Source organism: Ectobacillus soli, assembly GCF_042610425.1.
Lineage (GTDB): Bacteria > Bacillota > Bacilli > Bacillales > Bacillaceae_G > Ectobacillus.
On the sequence record NZ_JBGJZM010000001.1, the window covers coordinates 482055 to 500923 of the forward strand.

Consider the following 18869-nt stretch of genomic DNA (forward strand, 5'->3'; position numbering starts at 1 on the left):
ACATTTATATAAGGAAATGAAGATAGATCCAAATCCAAACGATATTTGAAGTCCAAAGTAATGAAAATAAAGCAACCGGAATGGAGTAACGAATTCGTTTTAAATAGGCAAATGCAACAGAAATAGAAAACAGCATGTATAAAACAAATCCGAAACTTTCAAGAAGTGGGGCGGGAAGTGTAACAAAAGGGGCATATAGCTTTAGAAAGACGAATAACCCTTTAAAGCAGCCATATAGAATAGAAACCACGACATAAAAAGTAAAAAAACTATAAATTTTCATACTTTCCCTCTCCCCATCCTACATGTATTTACATTTTTTCAGCATGAAATTGCAATGCTATTTATATACTTGTATTCGTTTACATGGAAATCATGCATATAGCTTTAATATGACAGTACTACAGTGGAATCCTTCTTTCTTCCATAATTTTTTCGGGGCATTTAATGAAAAATGAAAGCATGGGGAAATATATGAAAAATGGCTTCAGAAAGAAGGAAGTACGATGAACCACATTCTGTCCATTATTCTTGTAATGGTATTTTCTCCCCTTTGGCCACTCGGTGAGAATCCAAGAGTAGGCGATCCTTATATAATTGTAAATAAACTAAGTAATAAACTTGCCTATATTGATCAAGGAGAAATTCAAGGGGTTTTTCCGATTGCTACTGGTAAAACAAAAACGTTAACTCCCGAAGGTGAATTCGATATTGTAGCAAAGCTAGAAAATCCATATTATATAAAAAAAAATATTCCAGGCGGGAGTGCTAAAAATCCTCTTGGTACTCGTTGGATTGGATTTAATGCAAGAGGAACGGATGGGACCAAATATGGAATTCACGGGACGAGCGACCCAGATTCGATTGGAAAATATATTTCAAGTGGCTGTATACGTATGTACAAACAAGATATAGAATATTTATATTCCCATATCCCTATTGGAACAAAAGTGCTAATCGTAAGTAGCATGAGATCCTTTGCAGAGATTGCCAAAGAAAAGGGAGCTATTTCAAGCAAATAAGAAGTTATATATTTAAGTAAAAAATAATGTCGGCCGAATAATCGGCCGACATTTTACCAAAACATACTAATGCCTGTTAGAATGGTAGTGAGTAACATACATATGAGCATAATGTAAATGAAAATTTTTTGCGCTCGTTTGTTCATGATAAACCTCCTATACGTTCATAGACTTATTGTAACGATGGTAAAGAAACAGAACAAGGGACAAATTTCGATAAAAATTTTATAAGTTAACAGGAAATTAAAAATTCATGTAGAATATATAAGAAGAATGTGCATTTTTGCATCTAACGTTCAACAAGGGGTGAAGTACAAAATGAAGAAAATCGATCATATTGGTATTGCGGTTCGATCTTTGAAAGAATCTCTTCCGTTTTACACTGAAGCTTTGCAACTAAAATTACTAGGTGAAGAAGAGGTTGAATCCCAACAAGTAAGAGTAGCATTTTTGCAATTGGGAGAAAGTAAGTTGGAACTTTTGGAACCGCTAACAGAAAGTAGTCCTATTGCAAAATTTATCGAAAAACGCGGTGAAGGAATTCACCATGTAGCACTCGGAGTTAACTCAATCGAAGAGCGTCTGCAAGAAATGAAAGAAAAGGGAATTCGAATGATTGACGAAACAGCACGCAATGGAGCACACGGATCGAAGATTGCATTTATGCATCCGAAAGCTGCGCACGGTGTGTTATATGAACTATGTGAGAAAAAGATAGGGGCCGAGGTGTAAACATGGTAGATATTTATGAAAAAATCAATGATTTATACGATAGAAAACGTGAAATTGAATTAGGTGGCGGAGATAAACGGATTGAAAAGCAACATGAAAGAGGAAAACTAACTGCACGCGAAAGAATCGATTTGCTTCTTGATGAAGGCACATTTGCAGAATTGAATGCATTTATGGAGCATCGCTGCGTGGATTTTGGCTTAGAATCAAAAAAAGGACCTGGAGACGGAGTTGTAACAGGCTACGGCAAAGTAAACGGGCGTCTTGTATACGTATTTTCTCAAGATTTCACTGTATTTGGCGGTGCGCTAGGTGAAATGCATGCGAAAAAAATTGCCAATGTGATGGATTTAGCTGCAAAAAATGGTGCTCCAATTATCGGTCTTAACGATTCCGGCGGTGCGAGAATTCAAGAAGGTGTTCTTTCTCTAGATGGCTACGGTCACATTTTTTATCGTAATGCTATTTATTCTGGAGTAGTACCACAAATTTCAGTTATTATGGGACCATGTGCAGGTGGAGCCGTGTATTCACCAGCTATTACGGACTTTGTCGTTATGGTAGAAAAAACGAGCCAAATGTTTATCACTGGTCCGAAAGTAATTGAAGCGGTTACTGGAGAAAGCATTTCTGCTGAAAATTTAGGTGGGGCAAAAGTTCATAACTCAATTAGCGGAAGCGCACATTTTGCGGCAAAAGACGAAGAAAATGCACTTGATATTGTACGTGCTTTGTTAAGTTATTTACCACAAAATTGTGAAGAAAAGCCGCTTATGTATGGTACACCAGATGATGACGACTATCGTCCTGAGTTAACCGATATTATTCCATTTGATGCACTTCGTCCTTATGATGTTCGTAAAGTATTAGAACATATCGTGGATAAAGATTCTTTCTTAGAAATTCAAAAGAGTTTTGCAAAGAATATTGTAATTGGATTTGCAAGAATTAAGGGAGAATCAGTTGGTTTGGTATGTAACCAACCTAAGGCTATGGCCGGTAGCCTTGATATTGATTCATCTGATAAAGCAGCTCGCTTTATCCGCCTTTGTGACTCCTTCAATATTCCAATCGTTACGTTTGAAGATGTAACTGGGTTCTTCCCAGGAGTTAAACAAGAACATGGAGGAATTATCCGCCATGGTGCGAAAATTTTGTTTGCATATTCAGAAGCAACGGTTCCAAAGATTACTGTAATCTTGCGGAAAGCATACGGCGGCGCTTATGTTGCACTAAATAGTAAATCAATTGGTGCTGACGTTGTATATTCTTGGCCAAATGCGGAAATCGCAGTAATGGGACCACAAGGAGCAGTAAACATTATTTTTGCAAAAGAAATTAGCGAAAGCAACGATCCAGAAACAACTCGTACTAAGCTAATTGATGAATATCGTGAAAAATTTGCAAATCCATATGTAGCTGCAAAGCATGGTATTGTGGATGATGTTATCGATCCTCGTGATACGAGAATCAAGCTTATTCAATCACTCGACATGCTTCGTAACAAAAAAGAAGAACGTCCGAAAAAGAAACACGGCAATATTCCACTATAATCAGTTTACGATTTCGAAAAAAGGAGTACCGAATCCATTCGGTACTCCTTTTTTATTTAAAACTGACTGTAGCTCATATAAAGTTGGCATTACTTTTCTTTCCATTACATTCTGCTATAATTGTAGTTGTACATACCAATTAGGAGGCATTTCTATGATTAACGAACAACGTTTAGTTAACGAGTTTTTTGAACTCGTACAAGTAGATTCTGAAACAAAACATGAAGCAGCCATTTGCAAAGTATTAAAGGCAAAATTTACTGCTCTAGGATTAGATGTATTTGAAGATGACACAACGTCACAAACTGGTCACGGGGCTGGAAATTTAATATGTACTCTATCTGCTACGAAAGAAGCAGATACAATTTATTTTACATCACATATGGATACTGTAGTTCCTGCGAATGGAGTAAAGCCTTCCATAAAAGATGGCTACATTGTTTCAGATGGTACGACTATTCTTGGTTCTGACGATAAAGCAGGTCTTTCTTCAATGATTGAAGCACTTCGAGTAATCCAGGAAAATAATATTCCTCATGGTAAAGTAGAATTTGTTATAACCGTTGGGGAAGAGTCTGGGCTAGTTGGTGCAAAGGCTTTAGATCGTAATCTTATTACCGCAAAATATGGTTATGCCCTTGATAGTGATGGAAAGGTTGGAGAGATTGTTGTAGCAGCTCCGACTCAAGCAAAAGTAAATGCCGTTATTCATGGTAAAACAGCACATGCTGGTGTAGCCCCTGAAAAAGGAGTATCTGCGATTACGATTGCAGCCAAAGCAATTTCAAAAATGCCACTTGGACGTATCGATAGTGAAACGACTGCAAACATTGGACGTTTTGAAGGTGGTACACAAACAAACATCGTATGTGATTATGTTTCCATTTTGGCAGAAGCAAGATCTCTTGTAGAGGAAAAAATGCAAGAGCAAGTCCGTAAAATGAAAGAAGCGTTTGAAACGACAGCTAAAGAAATGGGTGGACATGCTGAAGTTGAAGTGAAAGTGATGTACCCTGGTTTTAAATTTGCTGATGGCGACCATGTAGTAGAGGTTGCAAAGCGTGCTGTTTCTCGTATTGGTCGTACACCTTCCCTGCACCAAAGTGGTGGGGGCAGTGATGCGAATGTAATTGCCGGATTCCAAATTCCGACTGTTAATCTTGCGGTAGGATATGAAGATATTCATACAACAAAAGAAAAGATTCCAGTTGAAGAGTTAGTAAAAACAACGGAGCTTGTTGTGTCTATTATTGAAGAAGTTGCAAAATAATACTTGATGTTAAAAAGGGCGGTCCTGTATAAGCAAGGGTCGTCCTTTTTGCAATGCGTTGATAGTGTCTACATTCCCTTGTATAATAAGAATGTATGTTCTTAAAAATGAGGTGGATGGTATGGAGAGAAAGAGCAAACATCGAATTATCTTACATGTCGATATGAATAGCTTTTATGCTTCCGTCGAAATAGCTAAGGATAGAAGCCTACAAGGAAAACCACTTGCAATTGCAGGTGATGAAAAACAGAGAAAAGGAATTATTGTAACCTGCAGCTATGAAGCACGAGCTCTTGGTATTCACACACGCATGCCGGTTTGGGAAGCGAAGCGTCTTTGTCCTCATCTCATTGTAAAACAACCAAACTTTCCTTTGTATAAACGTGCTTCCTTTTCACTCTTTCAGCTTTTATCTCAATATACAGATGTATATCAACCTGTTTCTATTGATGAAGGGTATTTAGATATTACCAATTACATGAATTTGGAAGATCCTCTTGCTGTTGCGAACAATATTCAGAAAGAAGTGCTCAAACAGCTTTTTTTACCTTGCAGTATCGGAATGGCTCCTAATAAATTTCTTGCCAAAATGGCTTCTAATATGAAAAAACCCCTTGGTATTACCGTATTAAGAAAACGAGATGTTCCAAGTGTTTTATGGCCGATGAACGTAACGAATATGCATGGCATAGGCGAAAAAACAGCATTAAAATTAAAGAATATGGGTATTACTACGATCGGAGATCTTGCTAAGGCTGAGGAAGGAATGTTACGTAAACAATTAGGTGTAAATGGAATCTTATTGAAACAACGAGCAAATGGAATAGATGATCGTCCCGTTGATCCAAGTCAAATTGATCAATTCAAATCTATTGGGAACTCACGCACATTACCTACTGATACAGATGAAGAGCATGTTGTGTTTCAATGGCTTGAAAAATTAGCTGGTATGGTAAGTAATCGATTACAGAAAAAGAACATGGTTACATGTACGATACAACTTACAATGATGTGCAGCAATCGAAACGTAATAACAAGAAGTATGCAACTACAAAGCTCAACAGATAACATGCATGATATATATGAGGTGGCTTGTATTCTGTGGAGAAAGCATTGGAATGGTGATTCGGTTCGATTGCTTGGTATTACAGCAAATCATGTAACGGAACTAACAGAAAATGGTAAACAATTAGATATATTTTCGTATGAAGAGGATATAAAACAAGAGCCACTTCAACAAGTGTTAGAAGAGCTTCGAAACAAATACGGAGCATCGATTGTACAGAGGGGTAAAGAAAAAAATATGTCATTACAGGATCGTTTGCGAAAAAAATTCACATAGATTATTTTTTTCGCGGATTCGTTTGCCATTTTACATAACATTCCGTAAGATATACGTTAGATGAAGAGAAAGAGGTTAAGAAACATGGAATTTGTATTTTTAGGAACGGGAGCTGGAGTTCCTTCTAAAGGAAGAAATGTATCGGCGGTAGCATTGCAGCTTCTTGAAGAGAGAGGGGCTACCTGGCTGTTTGATTGCGGAGAAGCAACGCAACATCAAGTGTTATATACATCAGTACGGCCGCGCCGCATTGAAAAGATTTTTATAACCCATTTGCACGGTGATCATATATTTGGCTTACCTGGCCTTTTAGGGAGCCGATCTTTTCAAGGCGGGGAAGAGCCGTTAACAGTATATGGACCAAAGGGGCTTAAAGAGTATATTGATATTGCATTATCGGTTAGCGGGACGCATATTAAATATCAACTTGATATTGTAGAATTAGACGAGGACGGAGTTGTTTTTGAGGATGAGCAGTTCAGTGTTACTGCCGCCCATCTGTCTCATGGTATTGAATGCTATGGTTACAGAATTGAAGAGAAAGATATTGCAGGTACTCTTTTAGTAGACCAACTAGTAGACATGGGGATAAAACCAGGACCAATCTATAAGAAATTAAAAGAGGGACAGCTTGTAACATTAGAAGATGGCACTATACTCAAAGGAACGGATTTTATTGGCCCGCCGCAAAAGGGAAGAGTTGTAACGATACTAGGAGATACGAGATATTGTGAAGCAAGCATAGAGCTAGCCAAATATGCTGATGTGCTCGTTCATGAGGCAACGCTAGCTGCAGATGCAGAGGAGTTAGCGTTTTCTTATTTTCATTCTACAACTCTGCAAGCGGCAACAATTGCAAAGCTTGCAGATGTAAAGCAGCTCATTCTTACACATATTAGTTCTCGTTATCAAGGAGAAGTCATTGATAAATTAGAAGAAGAAGCAAAGGAAATATTTCCAAATACGCAGATTGCTGAAGATCTCATGCACTTTGGGATAGGTAAAAAAGTACGAGGATAAAAGAATGTTTGTGAAATAATATTAAAAATGTCCGCATAGAATCGGCCACTGAAAAAGGACTTTATTTCAGTGGTCGCGATTAATAATGCGGACATTTTTTTGTTTTACAGTCTTTCTATTGTTTCGTTTAACACTTCTCCCAGTTCATGTGAGCGTTCGGTTGCTTTTGTAATACATTGAATGATAGCTTCTTGAAAGTCAAAGGATTCAAGCGTGCGAATACCAGCTTCCGTAGTGCCGCTAGGGGAAGTAATTTCCTTACGTAGCACAGAAGGATGCTTTGCAGAAGTCTTTAGCATTTCTGCTGCTCCTAGTATGGTTTGAAGAATCATAGGTCCTGCAACCTCTTCGGATAGACCGATTTGCACGGCAGCTTTTTCCATCGCTTCTACAACATAATAAATATATGCTGGACCACTTCCAGAAAGCGCAGTAACAGCGTGCATCAGTTCTTCATCTACAACGGAAACAGTTCCAATATTTTCAAATAAATCACGTGCAAGCGAAATATGTTCCTCAGTAGCGTGCTTGGAACGAGATATGCCAGTAGCTGATTTTAGCATGGCAGCAGATGTATTTGGCATGGCGCGAATGATTGCATTTTCTTTTCCTAGTAAATGTGTGATAGATGAGCTATCTACACCAGCGACTAGAGAGATAATAAGTTGATCCTCACGAATGTATGGTTTTACAGAAGATATTGCTTCCACAACATCCTTTGGCTTCATTGCAAAGCATACTACGTTTGCGTCTTTTAATAATTCCATTTTATCTTGAGTGCCGCTTACACCGTATTTTTCTGAAAAATACGTAAGACGGTCCTTATTGGATCGATTGCTAATGATAATTTGATTAGGCTCTACGTAATGAGTTCGTACGAGACCTGCTATTATCGCTTCAGCAATTGAACCCGATCCTACAAATGCAAGTTTATGAATCTTCATGATAGTCCTCCTAAAGTAACATTAAATTGCTTCCAATTTTATAAAGTGAAGCCTGACTACTTACTTAAACAGAATGGAATACCTACATTCCTATGCAAGCAATATTATTATTATAGTTCGTTTTTGCGCATTTTCCCCTATTTATCTGAAAATAATGACAAACATTTTTGAAACGTGTAAAATGAATGTACATTCATTTTTGTAAGTGGGGATGGGAGGAAAAAATATGTATGAGATCATACGAATTGAATTACCTGTTCCGTTTGCGATTGCCACAGTAAATGTGTATGTCGTAAAGGGCGAGAGGCTTACGTTAATCGATACGGGTACGAAAACAGAAGAGTGTAAAATGATGCTTATGAAGAAACTTGGGGAAATTGGATATCGTATGAAGGATATTGAAAGTGTAATTCTTACCCATCATCATGCAGACCATTGTGGCTTATTAAATGAGTTTCGAGACGACGTTGAAATAATTGGCCATCCTTGGAACGAACCATGGATATCACAGGATGAAGATTTTATCTATTCGTACGATACTTTTTTCAGACAGAGTATGCCAAAGTTTGGTATACCAAGAGCACTTAGCGATATTTCATTAAAAAGAACGCTTGAATACTCCTGTAAGCGATCGTTAACTACTTCAATACGAGAAGGAGATATTGTGGATATACTACCAGAGTTTACAGTTCTCGAAACTCCTGGACATGCTTCTACACATATCGCTTTGTTCCGTGAGCGTGATGGATTATTGATTGGAGGAGATGTATTGTTGGCACGAATCTCATCGAATCCCTTACTGGAGCCGCCCTATCACGGTGAAACGCAGCGCACAAAGCCGCTTCTTCAATACAATGATACACTTAGTAGACTTGCAGAGATGCCAATATCACGTATGATAACCGGCCATGGTGAGGACATTACAAATGTACAGGGTCTTGTACAAAAACGATTACATAAACAAACAGAACGTGCTCATAAGGTATTGAACATGCTGAAAGAACGACCAATGACTGCCTTTGAAGTTTGTGTGAAATTATTTCCTACTGCACACCAGAAACAGTTAGCATTTACGATTTCAGAAACAGTTGGACAGCTCGATTACTTAGAATATAATCAACAAGTGATGATGGATCCATCATCAGATTCATGGATTTATTATGCAAAGTAGGTGACGTAAGTGAAATTGCAAGGCAAAATTATTGCAATAACAGGTGCTTCAAGTGGAGTTGGAGAGCAAATCGCAGTGCAGACTGCTAAACTAGGCGGAACTCCTGTTTTGTTAGCAAGAACAGAAGAGCGTTTACAAATATTACAAGAAAGATTAAAGCGAGAATATCAAACATCTTGCATTGCCTACCAATTAGATGTAACAAAGGATGAGCAAGTACAGAATGTATTTAATCGAATTGAGCAAGAAGTAGGAACGATAGATGTGCTCATTAATAATGCTGGGTTCGGCAAGTTTTTATCGTTTGAAGAGGCATCACTAGAAGAAGTGAAAGCTATGTTTGATGTGAATGTATTCGGCGTGGTGGCATGTATAAAGGCTGTTCTCCCAGCCATGAAGCAGAGAAACAGCGGTCATATTATAAATATAGCATCTATAGCGGGAAAAATTGCTACTCCGAAATCAAGTGCCTATGCTGCAACGAAGCATGCGGTTATTGGCCTTTCTAATAGTCTACGCATGGAACTTGCTACGACGAATATAAGGGTGACAGTTGTCAATCCAGGACCTATTCAAACAAACTTCTTTCAAATTGCAGACCGGTCAGGACAGTATGTAGAGAGTGTAAAGCGAATTCTATTAAAGCCAGAGTATGTAGCTGCAGAGAGCTTGAAAACGATTTGGAAGTATAAGCGAGAGTTACAATTGCCACATTGGATGGGACTAGGTACTTTGGCATTTGCACTCTTTCCACGTACTTTTGAAGCAGTTGCTGGTAATACACTTCGTAAAAAGTAAAATATCGATTTTTATGAATGTGAAATTAATATACCAAGCAAACCCATTTATTGTTTGGAATCTGTAAAGGTCCATCAGTAGGGAGGAAGAACCTCCTATTGATGGAAGCTTCTATTTATTTTGTTACATATTCGTATACTGCATCTTCAACAAGTTCATGTAGTGTTTCATCCTTCGTACGGAATTCATATTCTATCTTCAAAATCATATTCTGCATATCTATTTTTGAAAGTGGAATGGATTCTACACAATCATAATACTGTAAAAAACAGTTTTTTATCATTTTTTGTATGAATCTTTCGTCCATCCTCCTTGATCCTCCTTCAGCTTAGGATAAATCACTATCACTGCATAAAAACGCAATGTTTTATGTAGGATTGTCTAATCCTGTATCTCTCATCGATTTATTATAGCATGTACGATTTGTCTTATGCATGTATTCAGAAAAGTCATATTTGCTTCTTCTATCTGTATCATTATCTGAAATTACATAAAAAAATAAAAATTTATAAATATTTAATTGACTTAATAAATATACAATATTAAAATAAGAGAATAATTTAAGTGAGAAAAGTTGGGGAGTAAGTATGCTAAGGTGAAATAGAGTTTGCTCCATTTTATATTTCGTAGGTAATTTTAATATATACGGCTATTATCTATATTATTGGGAATACAAGAGATAAAAGCTCATCCCATTACATTATATACAAGGGGAGGAAGGACAATGATTCAAATGACAGATACGGTTAAGGTTATAAATGGTTCAGTTGTTACACCTAAGGGGTTTGCAGCCACTGGAGTTCACGCAGGGCTTCGAAAGGTAAGAAAAGATATTGGAGCGATTGTGTGTGACGTACCGGCAAACTGTGCTGCTGTATACACACAAAATGCATTTCAAGCTGCGCCTATTGTTGTAACAAAGGATAGCATTCAAACAAATCATAAGTTGCAAGCCATATTTGTTAATAGTGCCAATGCAAATGCATGTACAGGTAAGCAAGGAGAGAAAGATGCATTTGAGACACGTGCTCTTACAGCAAAGCAATTACAACTTGATGAACATCTTGTTGCAGTAGCATCAACAGGGATCATTGGTTTGTTACTTCCAATGGAAAAAATACGTGAAGGAATAACGATGTTATCCCCGCAAAAAAGTGAAGAAGAAGCGACAAACTTCTGTGAAGCCATATTAACAACAGATTTAATTACCAAAACTGCATGTTATCAAACTACTGTTGATAAAGTAAGCGTTACAGTGGGCGGCGTAGCGAAGGGCTCAGGTATGATTCACCCGAATATGGCAACAATGCTTGGTTTTATTACAACCGATGCTAATATAGAGAGCGATATGCTTCAATACGCGTTAGGCAAGATTACAGAAAAAACGTTTAATCAAATTACAGTAGACGGAGAAACGTCAACGAATGATATGGTAATCGTCATGGCAAGTGGTCTAGCTGGAAATGAATCCTTAACACCAAATCATCCTGACTGGGATCAGTTTTATTTAGCATTAAAACAAACATGTGAAGATTTAGCAAAGTTAATTGCTAAAGACGGTGAGGGAGCAACAAAGTTAGTGGAAGTAAGGGTTGACGGGGCTTTGTCTGAGGATGAAGCACGTATGGCTGCTAAAAAAATTGTAGGCTCTAGTCTTGTTAAAACGGCGATATTTGGTGAAGATCCGAATTGGGGAAGAATTATAAGTGCACTGGGTCATAGTGAAGCTACGGTCGACCCAAGTAACGTTGATATACTGCTAGGCGATGAATATGTGTTAAAGCAAAGCGAGCCTCAAAAATTTGATGAAGAGAGCATGCAGGAATACTTAAAGAAAGACTCTATTACCATTTCACTCCATCTTCATATGGGAGAAGCATCAGGTACAGCATGGGGTTGTGATTTAAGTTACGATTACGTCAAAATTAACGCATGCTATCGTACGTGAGGAGGAAATCATGAAAGAAATAGTAGTTATAAAATGCGGCGGTAGCATTTTACAATATTTGACGGAATCTTTTTTTACTAGTATACGAGAATTACAAGAAAAGTATCATGTTATCATTGTGCATGGCGGAGGACCTGAAATCGACCAAATGCTACAGCGTCTAAATATACCTGTACGTAAAAAAAATGGACTTCGGATTACAACGAAAGATGTCCTACATGTCGTACAAATGATTCTTTGCGGAAGTGTGAATAAAGAGCTAGTGACCCATTTGGAGCAGGTTCATATCCCTGCAGTTGGTTTAGCAGGCTGTGATGGATCGTTGCTTCAAGCAAAACCATTAGATGAAGAGTTAGGTTTTGTTGGTGAAGTAGTTGGTGTGAATACGTCACTTCTTTTCAATTTGTTACGTCAGAATTTTGTGCCTGTAATCTCACCAATTGGTATTGATGAGTCAGCCCAGCTTTATAATATAAACGGTGATACGGCAGCCGCCGCTGTTGCCCACTATGTAGGTGCAAAACATTTATTGTTAGTAACGGATGTTCCTGGTGTACTCAATGAAGGGGAACTAGTTAAAGAAGCAGATGAAGGACAGTTAAAGCAGCTCATTCAAGATGGAGTCATTACAGGTGGAATGATTCCTAAAGTGGAAGCTGCGTTATCATCACTTCAAGGCGAATTAGAAAGTGTCATGATTGTAGATGGATTGCGGGGCTTTATGAAGGAAAATGGAAAAATAGAAGGAACGACTGTTACGAAAGGGGTTATCTTACAATGACGGCTTTATTTTCAACATATAAACGGTGGGATATTGAAATCGAAGAAGGTAAAGGAACAATAGTTACAGATACAAATGGTAAAGAGTATTTAGATTTTGTTTCCGGTATCGCTGTTTGTAATTTAGGACATTGCTATCCACCGGTAGTGGAAGCTGTAGAAAAGCAACTTCACAAGGTTTGGCATGTCAGCAATCTATTTCAAAACTCATTGCAAGAGGAAGTTGCTCAGTATTTGACAGAAAATAGCGATGGACAGTATGTATTCTTTTGCAATAGCGGGGCAGAGGCAAATGAAGCAGCTATTAAATTAGCACGGAAGTACACACAACGCTCTAAAATTATTACGTTTTACCATTCTTTCCATGGACGTACATTCGCAACAATGAGTGCAACTGCACAAAGTAAAATACATGATGGTTTTGGACCGCTCCTACCTACGTTTGTATATGTACCCTATAATGATATTGCTGCACTGCAAGATGCAATGGACGGAGAAACTGCAGCTATTATGGTAGAGGCAATTCAAGGAGAAGGCGGAGTTCTTCCTGCTGAAACAGCATTTTTACAAGAAATTGAGAAGCTATGTGCAAAGCATGGTGCGTTGATGATCGTCGATGAAGTACAGTCAGGTATAGGGAGAACAGGTAAGGCGTTTGCCTATCAACATGCCGGGGTATCTCCTGATATTATTACTGTTGCCAAAGCGTTAGGAAATGGGATTCCAACTGGCGCAATTATTGGAAAAGAAAAGCTTGGAGAAGCGTTTGGACCAGGCGTTCACGGTTCTACATTTGGTGGAAACTTACTTGCAATGACAGCAGCTAAAACCGTGCTACATACGATTTTCAATCAGTCATTTTTAGAGGATGTAACGGAAAAGGGAAACTATTTTTTACAACTGCTCCGTGATGAAATAGAATCATTACCTGCAGTAAAAGAAGTACGCGGGACTGGACTATTACTTGGAATTGAATGCAATCAAGAAGCTGCTCCATTTGTTAAAGCTTTGCAGGAAAATGGGTTGCTTGTCCTTACAGCTGGGTCACATGTAATTAGAATTCTCCCACCGCTAATCGTATCGAAGGAAGAAATTGAAAAAGCTGTTAAGCTATTGCGTGATATATTAGAAAAAAGTTATATTTCCATTTCATAAAGAGAGGATTGAAAGATGATGAATGTTTTAAAATCAGCAAAAGTACAAGCAAAGGATGTATTATCTTTAAAGGAAATGAGTTCACAGGAAATAATGGATGTACTTTTGCTTGCAGTAGATTTAAAGAAACAACATAAGGAAGGGAATAATCCACCGCTTTTAAATGGGAAAATATTAGGAATGATTTTCGATAAACATTCAACACGTACACGTGTTTCTTTTGAAGCGGGTATGCTTCAGCTTGGTGGACACGGTATGTTCCTTAGTGGAAAAGAACTTCAACTTGGACGCGGAGAGTCAGTTGAAGATACGGCAAAAGTATTATCTCAGTATGTAGATGCTATTATGATTCGTACATTTTCCCATGAAAAGGTGGAAGAATTAGCAAAGCATGCTACAATTCCTGTTATTAATGGACTAACAGATGATCATCATCCATGCCAAGCATTGGCGGACCTCTTGACTGTATATGAAGTAAAGGGAACATTCCAAGGTGTGAAGCTTGCGTACATTGGTGATGGTAATAATGTATGTCATTCTTTATTATTTGCAGGGGCAAAGGTAGGCATGCATATTGTAGCAGCTTGTCCTGAAGGTTATAAACCAAACGCTACATTTGTTGAGGAGGCTCAGCAAATAGCAGCGCAAACAGGTGCAATCATCGAGGTTTGTGAAGATCCAATTGAAGCTGTAAAAGATGCAGATTTTATTTACAGTGATGTCTGGACAAGCATGGGACAAGAAGAGGAAGCAAAACAACGGTTGCAAATTTTCCATGATTATCAGATTAATGAACAGCTAATGCAACATGCAGCTGACGATTATACATTTTTACACTGCTTACCAGCGCATCGTGGGGAAGAAGTAACGTCGGATATTATTGATGGCGCACATTCTGCTATTTTTCAACAGGCTGGAAATCGTCTTCATGCACAGAAGGCCCTTCTCGTAAGTCTTCTCAATAAATGAACGATTATAAGGTAGAAATTTTTTATTCTATTCCCTACGATTTCCGCTTATTTAATAAATAATTGTATTCTCTATTCTGTAGTTATACATTATAATATAAGGAAGGTACCTTTATTTATAATAGAAGGACTACTTGGGAGAGATGCACACGTGGCAATGAAAAAACGAAAATACACTGTAATACAACGCATTCAGCGTCTATTTAAGCTGAATTTTTATAAACTGTTTCGTTCACCTGGTGGTTCGAAGAAAGTAGCACTAGGATTTGCACTAGGATTTGGCCTCGAAATGCTAGTCATTTCGACAGCATCGCTAATCTATTTATTATTTTATCCAATAGTTCGACTTTCGGGAGGATCGCTTCCAGCATCCATTATTGGAAATGTTATTGGTAAACTCTCGTTTTTACCTGTAGTACTATTACCTTTTGCACATGCTCTTGGAAAAATGGTATACCCGTTTAAAGTAGCTCATGCACCGATGCAACATCACGTACACCATTCCTTTTTTGAAATATTTTCAGGGAATTTTTTAGGAATCGTAAGAGACCTGCTTAATAGTGGCTTGTATACGTTTATTGGTATGACAATTATTGGAACAATTCTTGGATTTACTTCTTACTTTGTTGTGTTGCATTTACATGAAAAAGAACGTATGAGACGGTTGCAACGACGAAAAAAAGAAACAAATATAGCTGTAATGAGAACATAAAAAAACGGAGCTTAGCTCCGTTTTTTTATGTTCTCATTACAGTGCGCATATTGAATTTGGTTATCCATCCTGCATTTCGTCCTCTAAAATACAATTCGAAAATTCGCTACTATTTGTCATCCTTACGTCTGGTTCACATTGCAATTTAGATTAGGAGAGGCGATATTTATTTGGTATGAACAGAGCTGTCTTGTTTCAGAAACAGAAAAGAAATCGATAAATTAGAGTTCTGATTATAAGACACTAAGTTTAGAAATGAGTAACTGGAGTGTTTGAAGGGACTCGTCTAATTTTGCTAGCTCATCTTCCTCTAGATTCTGCATTGATTCTCGCATTTTGTCTAAAATGTACTGTTTGTAATCATTTACGAATGCCATTCCCTTTTCAGTTAAAGAAACAATAAGAACTCTTCGATCATTCTCACTACTTTGACGATTAATTAATTTATCATCAATGAGCTTATTTAAAAGGGGTGTCATGTTCGGACGGGAAATACATAGACGTTTTCCGATTTCTGAAACGGTTAGCACATCGTGTTCATGAAGTAGAAGCAACACCTGAGTATGAGATTGTGGCATATGCTTATGATCATGAAACATAAATTTTCGGTAAAAAAGAGGCACTAGAGAAAGCAGGTTATTTACAATATGTTGCCCTTGTTGATCATTCATAGAATAGCCTCCTTTCCAGTTTTATTGTAGCAAAAGTAGGGAAGGAAATAAAAGATAAAAATTAAAAAGCTATAAAAACCTTTGTAATCTCTCTTTTAGTTCTAATCATTTCCCGGTAAATAAATCAATATAAATTCTTTGTTTATACGTGTATGGGTTGCTATTATTAGATTTTTGACGATTATTTATCCTGCATTAGCGGATAGTAAGCTCCACCACTTCAAGGCTTTAGAAAATCGAAAAAGGCTATGTAAAGATAAAGCGGCCCGTAAAATCTTGCCCGACCTTTGCCAACCATCAGTTAGGAATGAAGAAAACTCTACACTAATGGAAGTTTCACTTTGTTAAAATAACAAACATTTCATTTACATCTAATTAACAGTAAATTTTCATATATTTGTAAAATATTAATTGACCTAAAGTGACAGCGTTCGATAATATATAAATCAGACATATCGATTCTTTGTTAGGTTAGCTAATGTAATACAGCCAGACTAACTTCTCGTATCCTATGAAAGATTACAGATATGATTATGGAGTAGGGAGAGAAAATATGAAAAAGTCAAATGTTTATAAGGTAGCAACTGCAACACTAGCAATGGGTCTTATTATTCCGCAAGTATTACCTTCTATTTCTTTTGCTCAAGGGAACGATGTAATTAAACTTAGAATTTTAGAAACGTCGGATATACATACAAATATTGTCGATTATGATTATTACCAAACGAAGCCCGATTTTACAATAGGATTAGCTAGAACGGCAACACTCATTAAAACAGCTAAGAAGGAAAGTACAAATACGCTTTTATTTGACAATGGGGATTCCATCCAGGGAAATCCACTTGGTGATTATATAAATAAGTTCAATAAACTTGACTCTGAAGATCATCCATTTTACCGTGTTTTAAACTTACTTGGTTACGATGCAGCTACTGTTGGTAATCACGAATTTAACTATGGACTTAGTTTCTTAGATAAGGTCTTAAAAACTCCTAATTTTCCAGTAGTGAATGCCAATGTATATAAGGATGATCAAGATGGTAACCTAGATAACGATACGAATTATTTTACGCCTTATAAGATTTTGACAAAGGAATTTGTGGATCAAAACGGAGCGAAGCAAACGGTTAAAGTGGGCGTAATTGGATTTGTTCCCCCGCAAATTACACAATGGGATAAGGGAAACTTAGAGGGTAAGGTCATTACAAAAGATATCATTGAGTCTGCCAAGAAGTTTATTCCAAAAATGAAAGCAGAAGGGGCAGACGTAATAGTTGCTCTGTCTCACTCAGGAATGGGCAATGAAGACAGCTATACGGTTGGTGATGAAAATGTTTCTGCTTATTTAGCGAAAAATGTACCTGATATTGATGCGGTATTAACAGGTCATTCTCATTTAGAAGTTGCAAAAACGATTAATGGTGTACCAGTTACAATGCCTAGCAGTTTCGGTAGTGCCTTAGGAGTCATAGATTTAGAATTAAGTCAGCAAAATGGGAAATGGGTTGTGAACAAAGCAGCTTCGAAAGCTGAATTACGAAAAATTTATAGCCTTGATGCAAGTAATAAGAAAGTTCCTGCAGTTGATGCTGATCCAGACGTGCTCAGTGCAGTGCAAGGTGATCACACTGGGACCATTGACTATGTAAATCAACAAGTAGGCACAACTACGGCTCCAATTAATAGTTATTTTGCCCTCGTTCAAGATGATCCATCCATACAGCTTGTGACAAATGCACAGAAGGATTATATTGAAAATTGGATTCAATCTTCAGGAAATAGTCAATATAAAAACATTCCAGTATTATCTGCGGGTGCACCATTTAAAGCAGGTGGTCGAATGGGAGCAAGCTATTATACAGATATTCTTGCTGGTAAGCTTGCTATTAAAAATATGGCGGATTTGTATGTATATCCAAATACGGTATATGCGGTTTTACTAACGGGTGCAGACGTAAAAGAGTGGCTTGAAATGTCTGCAGGACAATTTCAGCAAATTGATCCAAATTCATCAGAAGAGCAAAGCTTAATTAACAATAATTTTCCAACATATAACTTTGACGTGCTAGATGGAGTGCAATATCAAATTGATGTGACGCAACCTGCTAAATATGATACAAAAGGTCAGGAAATGAATCCTACTGCAAACCGCATTGTTAATGTTATGTATAATGGTAAAGCAATTGACGACAATCAACAATTTATTGTTGCAACCAATAATTATCGCGGTGCAAATGCAGGTAATCCAACTGGATTTCCTGGGGTGAAAAATGGTAAAGTTATACTAGCGGCACCTGATGAGAATCGCCAAGTAATTGTGAACTATATTCAGAAGAAAGGAACGGTGAATCCAACTGCAGATGGGAACTGGTCCTTTAATCAAGTAATTGGGAAAACGTTACACGTAACGTTTGAATCCTCACCAAATGCAAAATCTTTTATTCCAGAAAATAGTGGTATTTCTTACATTGGCGAAGGTGCAAATGGATTTGTAAAGTATGAGTTATCACTTTCAAAACAAGAAAATACAACTCCTACCACACCGACGACTAACAACGGATCAGAATCAGGTAATTCTAATAATGCAAATACATCTAATTCTTCGGATTCCAATCAAAGTAAGAGTGGAAATGATGCGATCACGGTAAGCAATCCGAACATGCAACAAACAAATCAACTACCGAATACAGCTACTAATATCTTTGAAATAATGGCATATGGAATGATGGCAGTTGTAGCGGGAGCTGTAGCTTTTTTCAAGAAACGTAAAACAAACTAGGGAT

At 37.5% G+C, this 18869-nt stretch carries 19 protein-coding genes; 14 read left to right on the forward strand and 5 right to left on the reverse strand.

Annotated features, from left to right (window positions below; genetic code table 11):
• Positions 1–4: 4 nt before the first annotated feature.
• On the reverse strand, positions 5–283 hold the full coding sequence (locus ACAN53_RS02490; protein WP_379966529.1) for a hypothetical protein: 279 nt from the start codon (positions 281–283) through the stop codon (positions 5–7).
• 223 nt (positions 284–506) lie between these two features.
• Here ACAN53_RS02490 and ACAN53_RS02495 point away from each other — a divergent pair, with 223 nt between their 5' ends.
• Positions 507–1022, forward strand: coding sequence for a L,D-transpeptidase (locus ACAN53_RS02495; protein WP_379966532.1), 516 nt, complete (start codon positions 507–509; stop codon positions 1020–1022).
• 53 nt (positions 1023–1075) lie between these two features.
• Here the strand turns inward: ACAN53_RS02495 and prli42 are convergent, their stop codons facing one another.
• Complete coding sequence (prli42, locus tag ACAN53_RS02500; protein WP_379966535.1) at positions 1076–1168, reverse strand: stressosome-associated protein Prli42; 93 nt, start codon at positions 1166–1168, stop codon at positions 1076–1078.
• A 172-nt stretch (positions 1169–1340) separates the two neighbouring features.
• Between prli42 and mce the strand changes: the two genes are divergently transcribed.
• The 5 genes from mce to rnz all read left to right on the forward strand — a co-directional run bounded on the left by mce (position 1341) and on the right by rnz (position 6939).
• Entirely contained in the window at positions 1341–1754 is a 414-nt protein-coding gene (mce, locus tag ACAN53_RS02505; RefSeq protein WP_379966538.1) for a methylmalonyl-CoA epimerase, read from the forward strand.
• 2 nt (positions 1755–1756) lie between these two features.
• A complete protein-coding gene (locus tag ACAN53_RS02510; RefSeq protein ID WP_379966541.1) occupies positions 1757–3307 on the forward strand; it encodes an acyl-CoA carboxylase subunit beta in 1551 nt (516 codons plus the stop codon).
• A gap of 154 nt (positions 3308–3461) precedes the next feature.
• Positions 3462–4577: a tripeptidase T gene (locus tag ACAN53_RS02515; RefSeq protein WP_379966544.1), complete on the forward strand. Its 1116-nt coding sequence runs from the start codon at positions 3462–3464 to the stop codon at positions 4575–4577.
• Positions 4578–4698: 121 nt separating this feature from the next.
• Entirely contained in the window at positions 4699–5919 is a 1221-nt protein-coding gene (locus ACAN53_RS02520; protein WP_379966547.1) for a DNA polymerase IV, read from the forward strand.
• Positions 5920–6003: 84 nt separating this feature from the next.
• The gene (gene rnz, locus ACAN53_RS02525; RefSeq protein WP_379966550.1) at positions 6004–6939 is read left to right on the forward strand and encodes a ribonuclease Z; all 936 of its coding nucleotides are present in this window, start codon (positions 6004–6006) and stop codon (positions 6937–6939) included.
• 104 nt (positions 6940–7043) lie between these two features.
• On the opposite strand, the gene proI is transcribed toward rnz, so the two are convergent.
• Positions 7044–7883 (reverse strand): pyrroline-5-carboxylate reductase ProI, encoded by an 840-nt coding sequence (proI, locus tag ACAN53_RS02530; protein WP_379966553.1) that lies wholly within the window; start codon positions 7881–7883, stop codon positions 7044–7046.
• Positions 7884–8109: 226 nt separating this feature from the next.
• On the opposite strand from proI, the gene ACAN53_RS02535 reads away from it, so the two are divergent.
• Positions 8110–9054, forward strand: coding sequence for an MBL fold metallo-hydrolase (locus ACAN53_RS02535; protein ID WP_379966556.1), 945 nt, complete (start codon positions 8110–8112; stop codon positions 9052–9054).
• Between the two features lie 9 nt (positions 9055–9063).
• Positions 9064–9852 carry an SDR family NAD(P)-dependent oxidoreductase gene (locus ACAN53_RS02540; RefSeq protein WP_379966559.1) on the forward strand — a complete coding sequence of 263 codons (789 nt, stop codon included), beginning with the start codon at positions 9064–9066 and terminating at the stop codon, positions 9850–9852.
• A 115-nt stretch (positions 9853–9967) separates the two neighbouring features.
• On the opposite strand, the gene ACAN53_RS02545 is transcribed toward ACAN53_RS02540, so the two are convergent.
• On the reverse strand, positions 9968–10159 hold the full coding sequence (locus tag ACAN53_RS02545; protein WP_379966562.1) for a YqzH family protein: 192 nt from the start codon (positions 10157–10159) through the stop codon (positions 9968–9970).
• 417 nt (positions 10160–10576) lie between these two features.
• On the opposite strand from ACAN53_RS02545, the gene argJ reads away from it, so the two are divergent.
• From argJ to ACAN53_RS02570, 5 genes are all read left to right on the forward strand, one after another.
• Positions 10577–11800, forward strand: coding sequence for a bifunctional glutamate N-acetyltransferase/amino-acid acetyltransferase ArgJ (gene argJ, locus ACAN53_RS02550; protein WP_379966565.1), 1224 nt, complete (start codon positions 10577–10579; stop codon positions 11798–11800).
• Positions 11801–11810: 10 nt separating this feature from the next.
• The gene (gene argB, locus ACAN53_RS02555) at positions 11811–12581 is read left to right on the forward strand and encodes an acetylglutamate kinase (protein ID WP_379966568.1); all 771 of its coding nucleotides are present in this window, start codon (positions 11811–11813) and stop codon (positions 12579–12581) included.
• The gene (locus tag ACAN53_RS02560) at positions 12578–13735 is read left to right on the forward strand and encodes an acetylornithine transaminase (protein WP_379966571.1); all 1158 of its coding nucleotides are present in this window, start codon (positions 12578–12580) and stop codon (positions 13733–13735) included. Before argB ends, ACAN53_RS02560 begins: the two co-directional genes overlap by 4 nt.
• A gap of 18 nt (positions 13736–13753) precedes the next feature.
• Complete coding sequence (argF, locus tag ACAN53_RS02565) at positions 13754–14704, forward strand: ornithine carbamoyltransferase (RefSeq protein WP_379970231.1); 951 nt, start codon at positions 13754–13756, stop codon at positions 14702–14704.
• 156 nt (positions 14705–14860) lie between these two features.
• A complete protein-coding gene (locus tag ACAN53_RS02570; RefSeq protein ID WP_379970232.1) occupies positions 14861–15415 on the forward strand; it encodes a DUF2062 domain-containing protein in 555 nt (184 codons plus the stop codon).
• A gap of 233 nt (positions 15416–15648) precedes the next feature.
• Here the strand turns inward: ACAN53_RS02570 and ACAN53_RS02575 are convergent, their stop codons facing one another.
• The gene (locus ACAN53_RS02575) at positions 15649–16086 is read right to left on the reverse strand and encodes a MarR family transcriptional regulator (RefSeq protein WP_379966574.1); all 438 of its coding nucleotides are present in this window, start codon (positions 16084–16086) and stop codon (positions 15649–15651) included.
• Positions 16087–16639: 553 nt separating this feature from the next.
• Here ACAN53_RS02575 and ACAN53_RS02580 point away from each other — a divergent pair.
• Positions 16640–18865, forward strand: a complete 2226-nt coding sequence (locus ACAN53_RS02580; RefSeq protein WP_379966577.1) for a bifunctional 2',3'-cyclic-nucleotide 2'-phosphodiesterase/3'-nucleotidase — start codon at positions 16640–16642, stop codon at positions 18863–18865.
• Positions 18866–18869 lie beyond the last annotated feature (4 nt).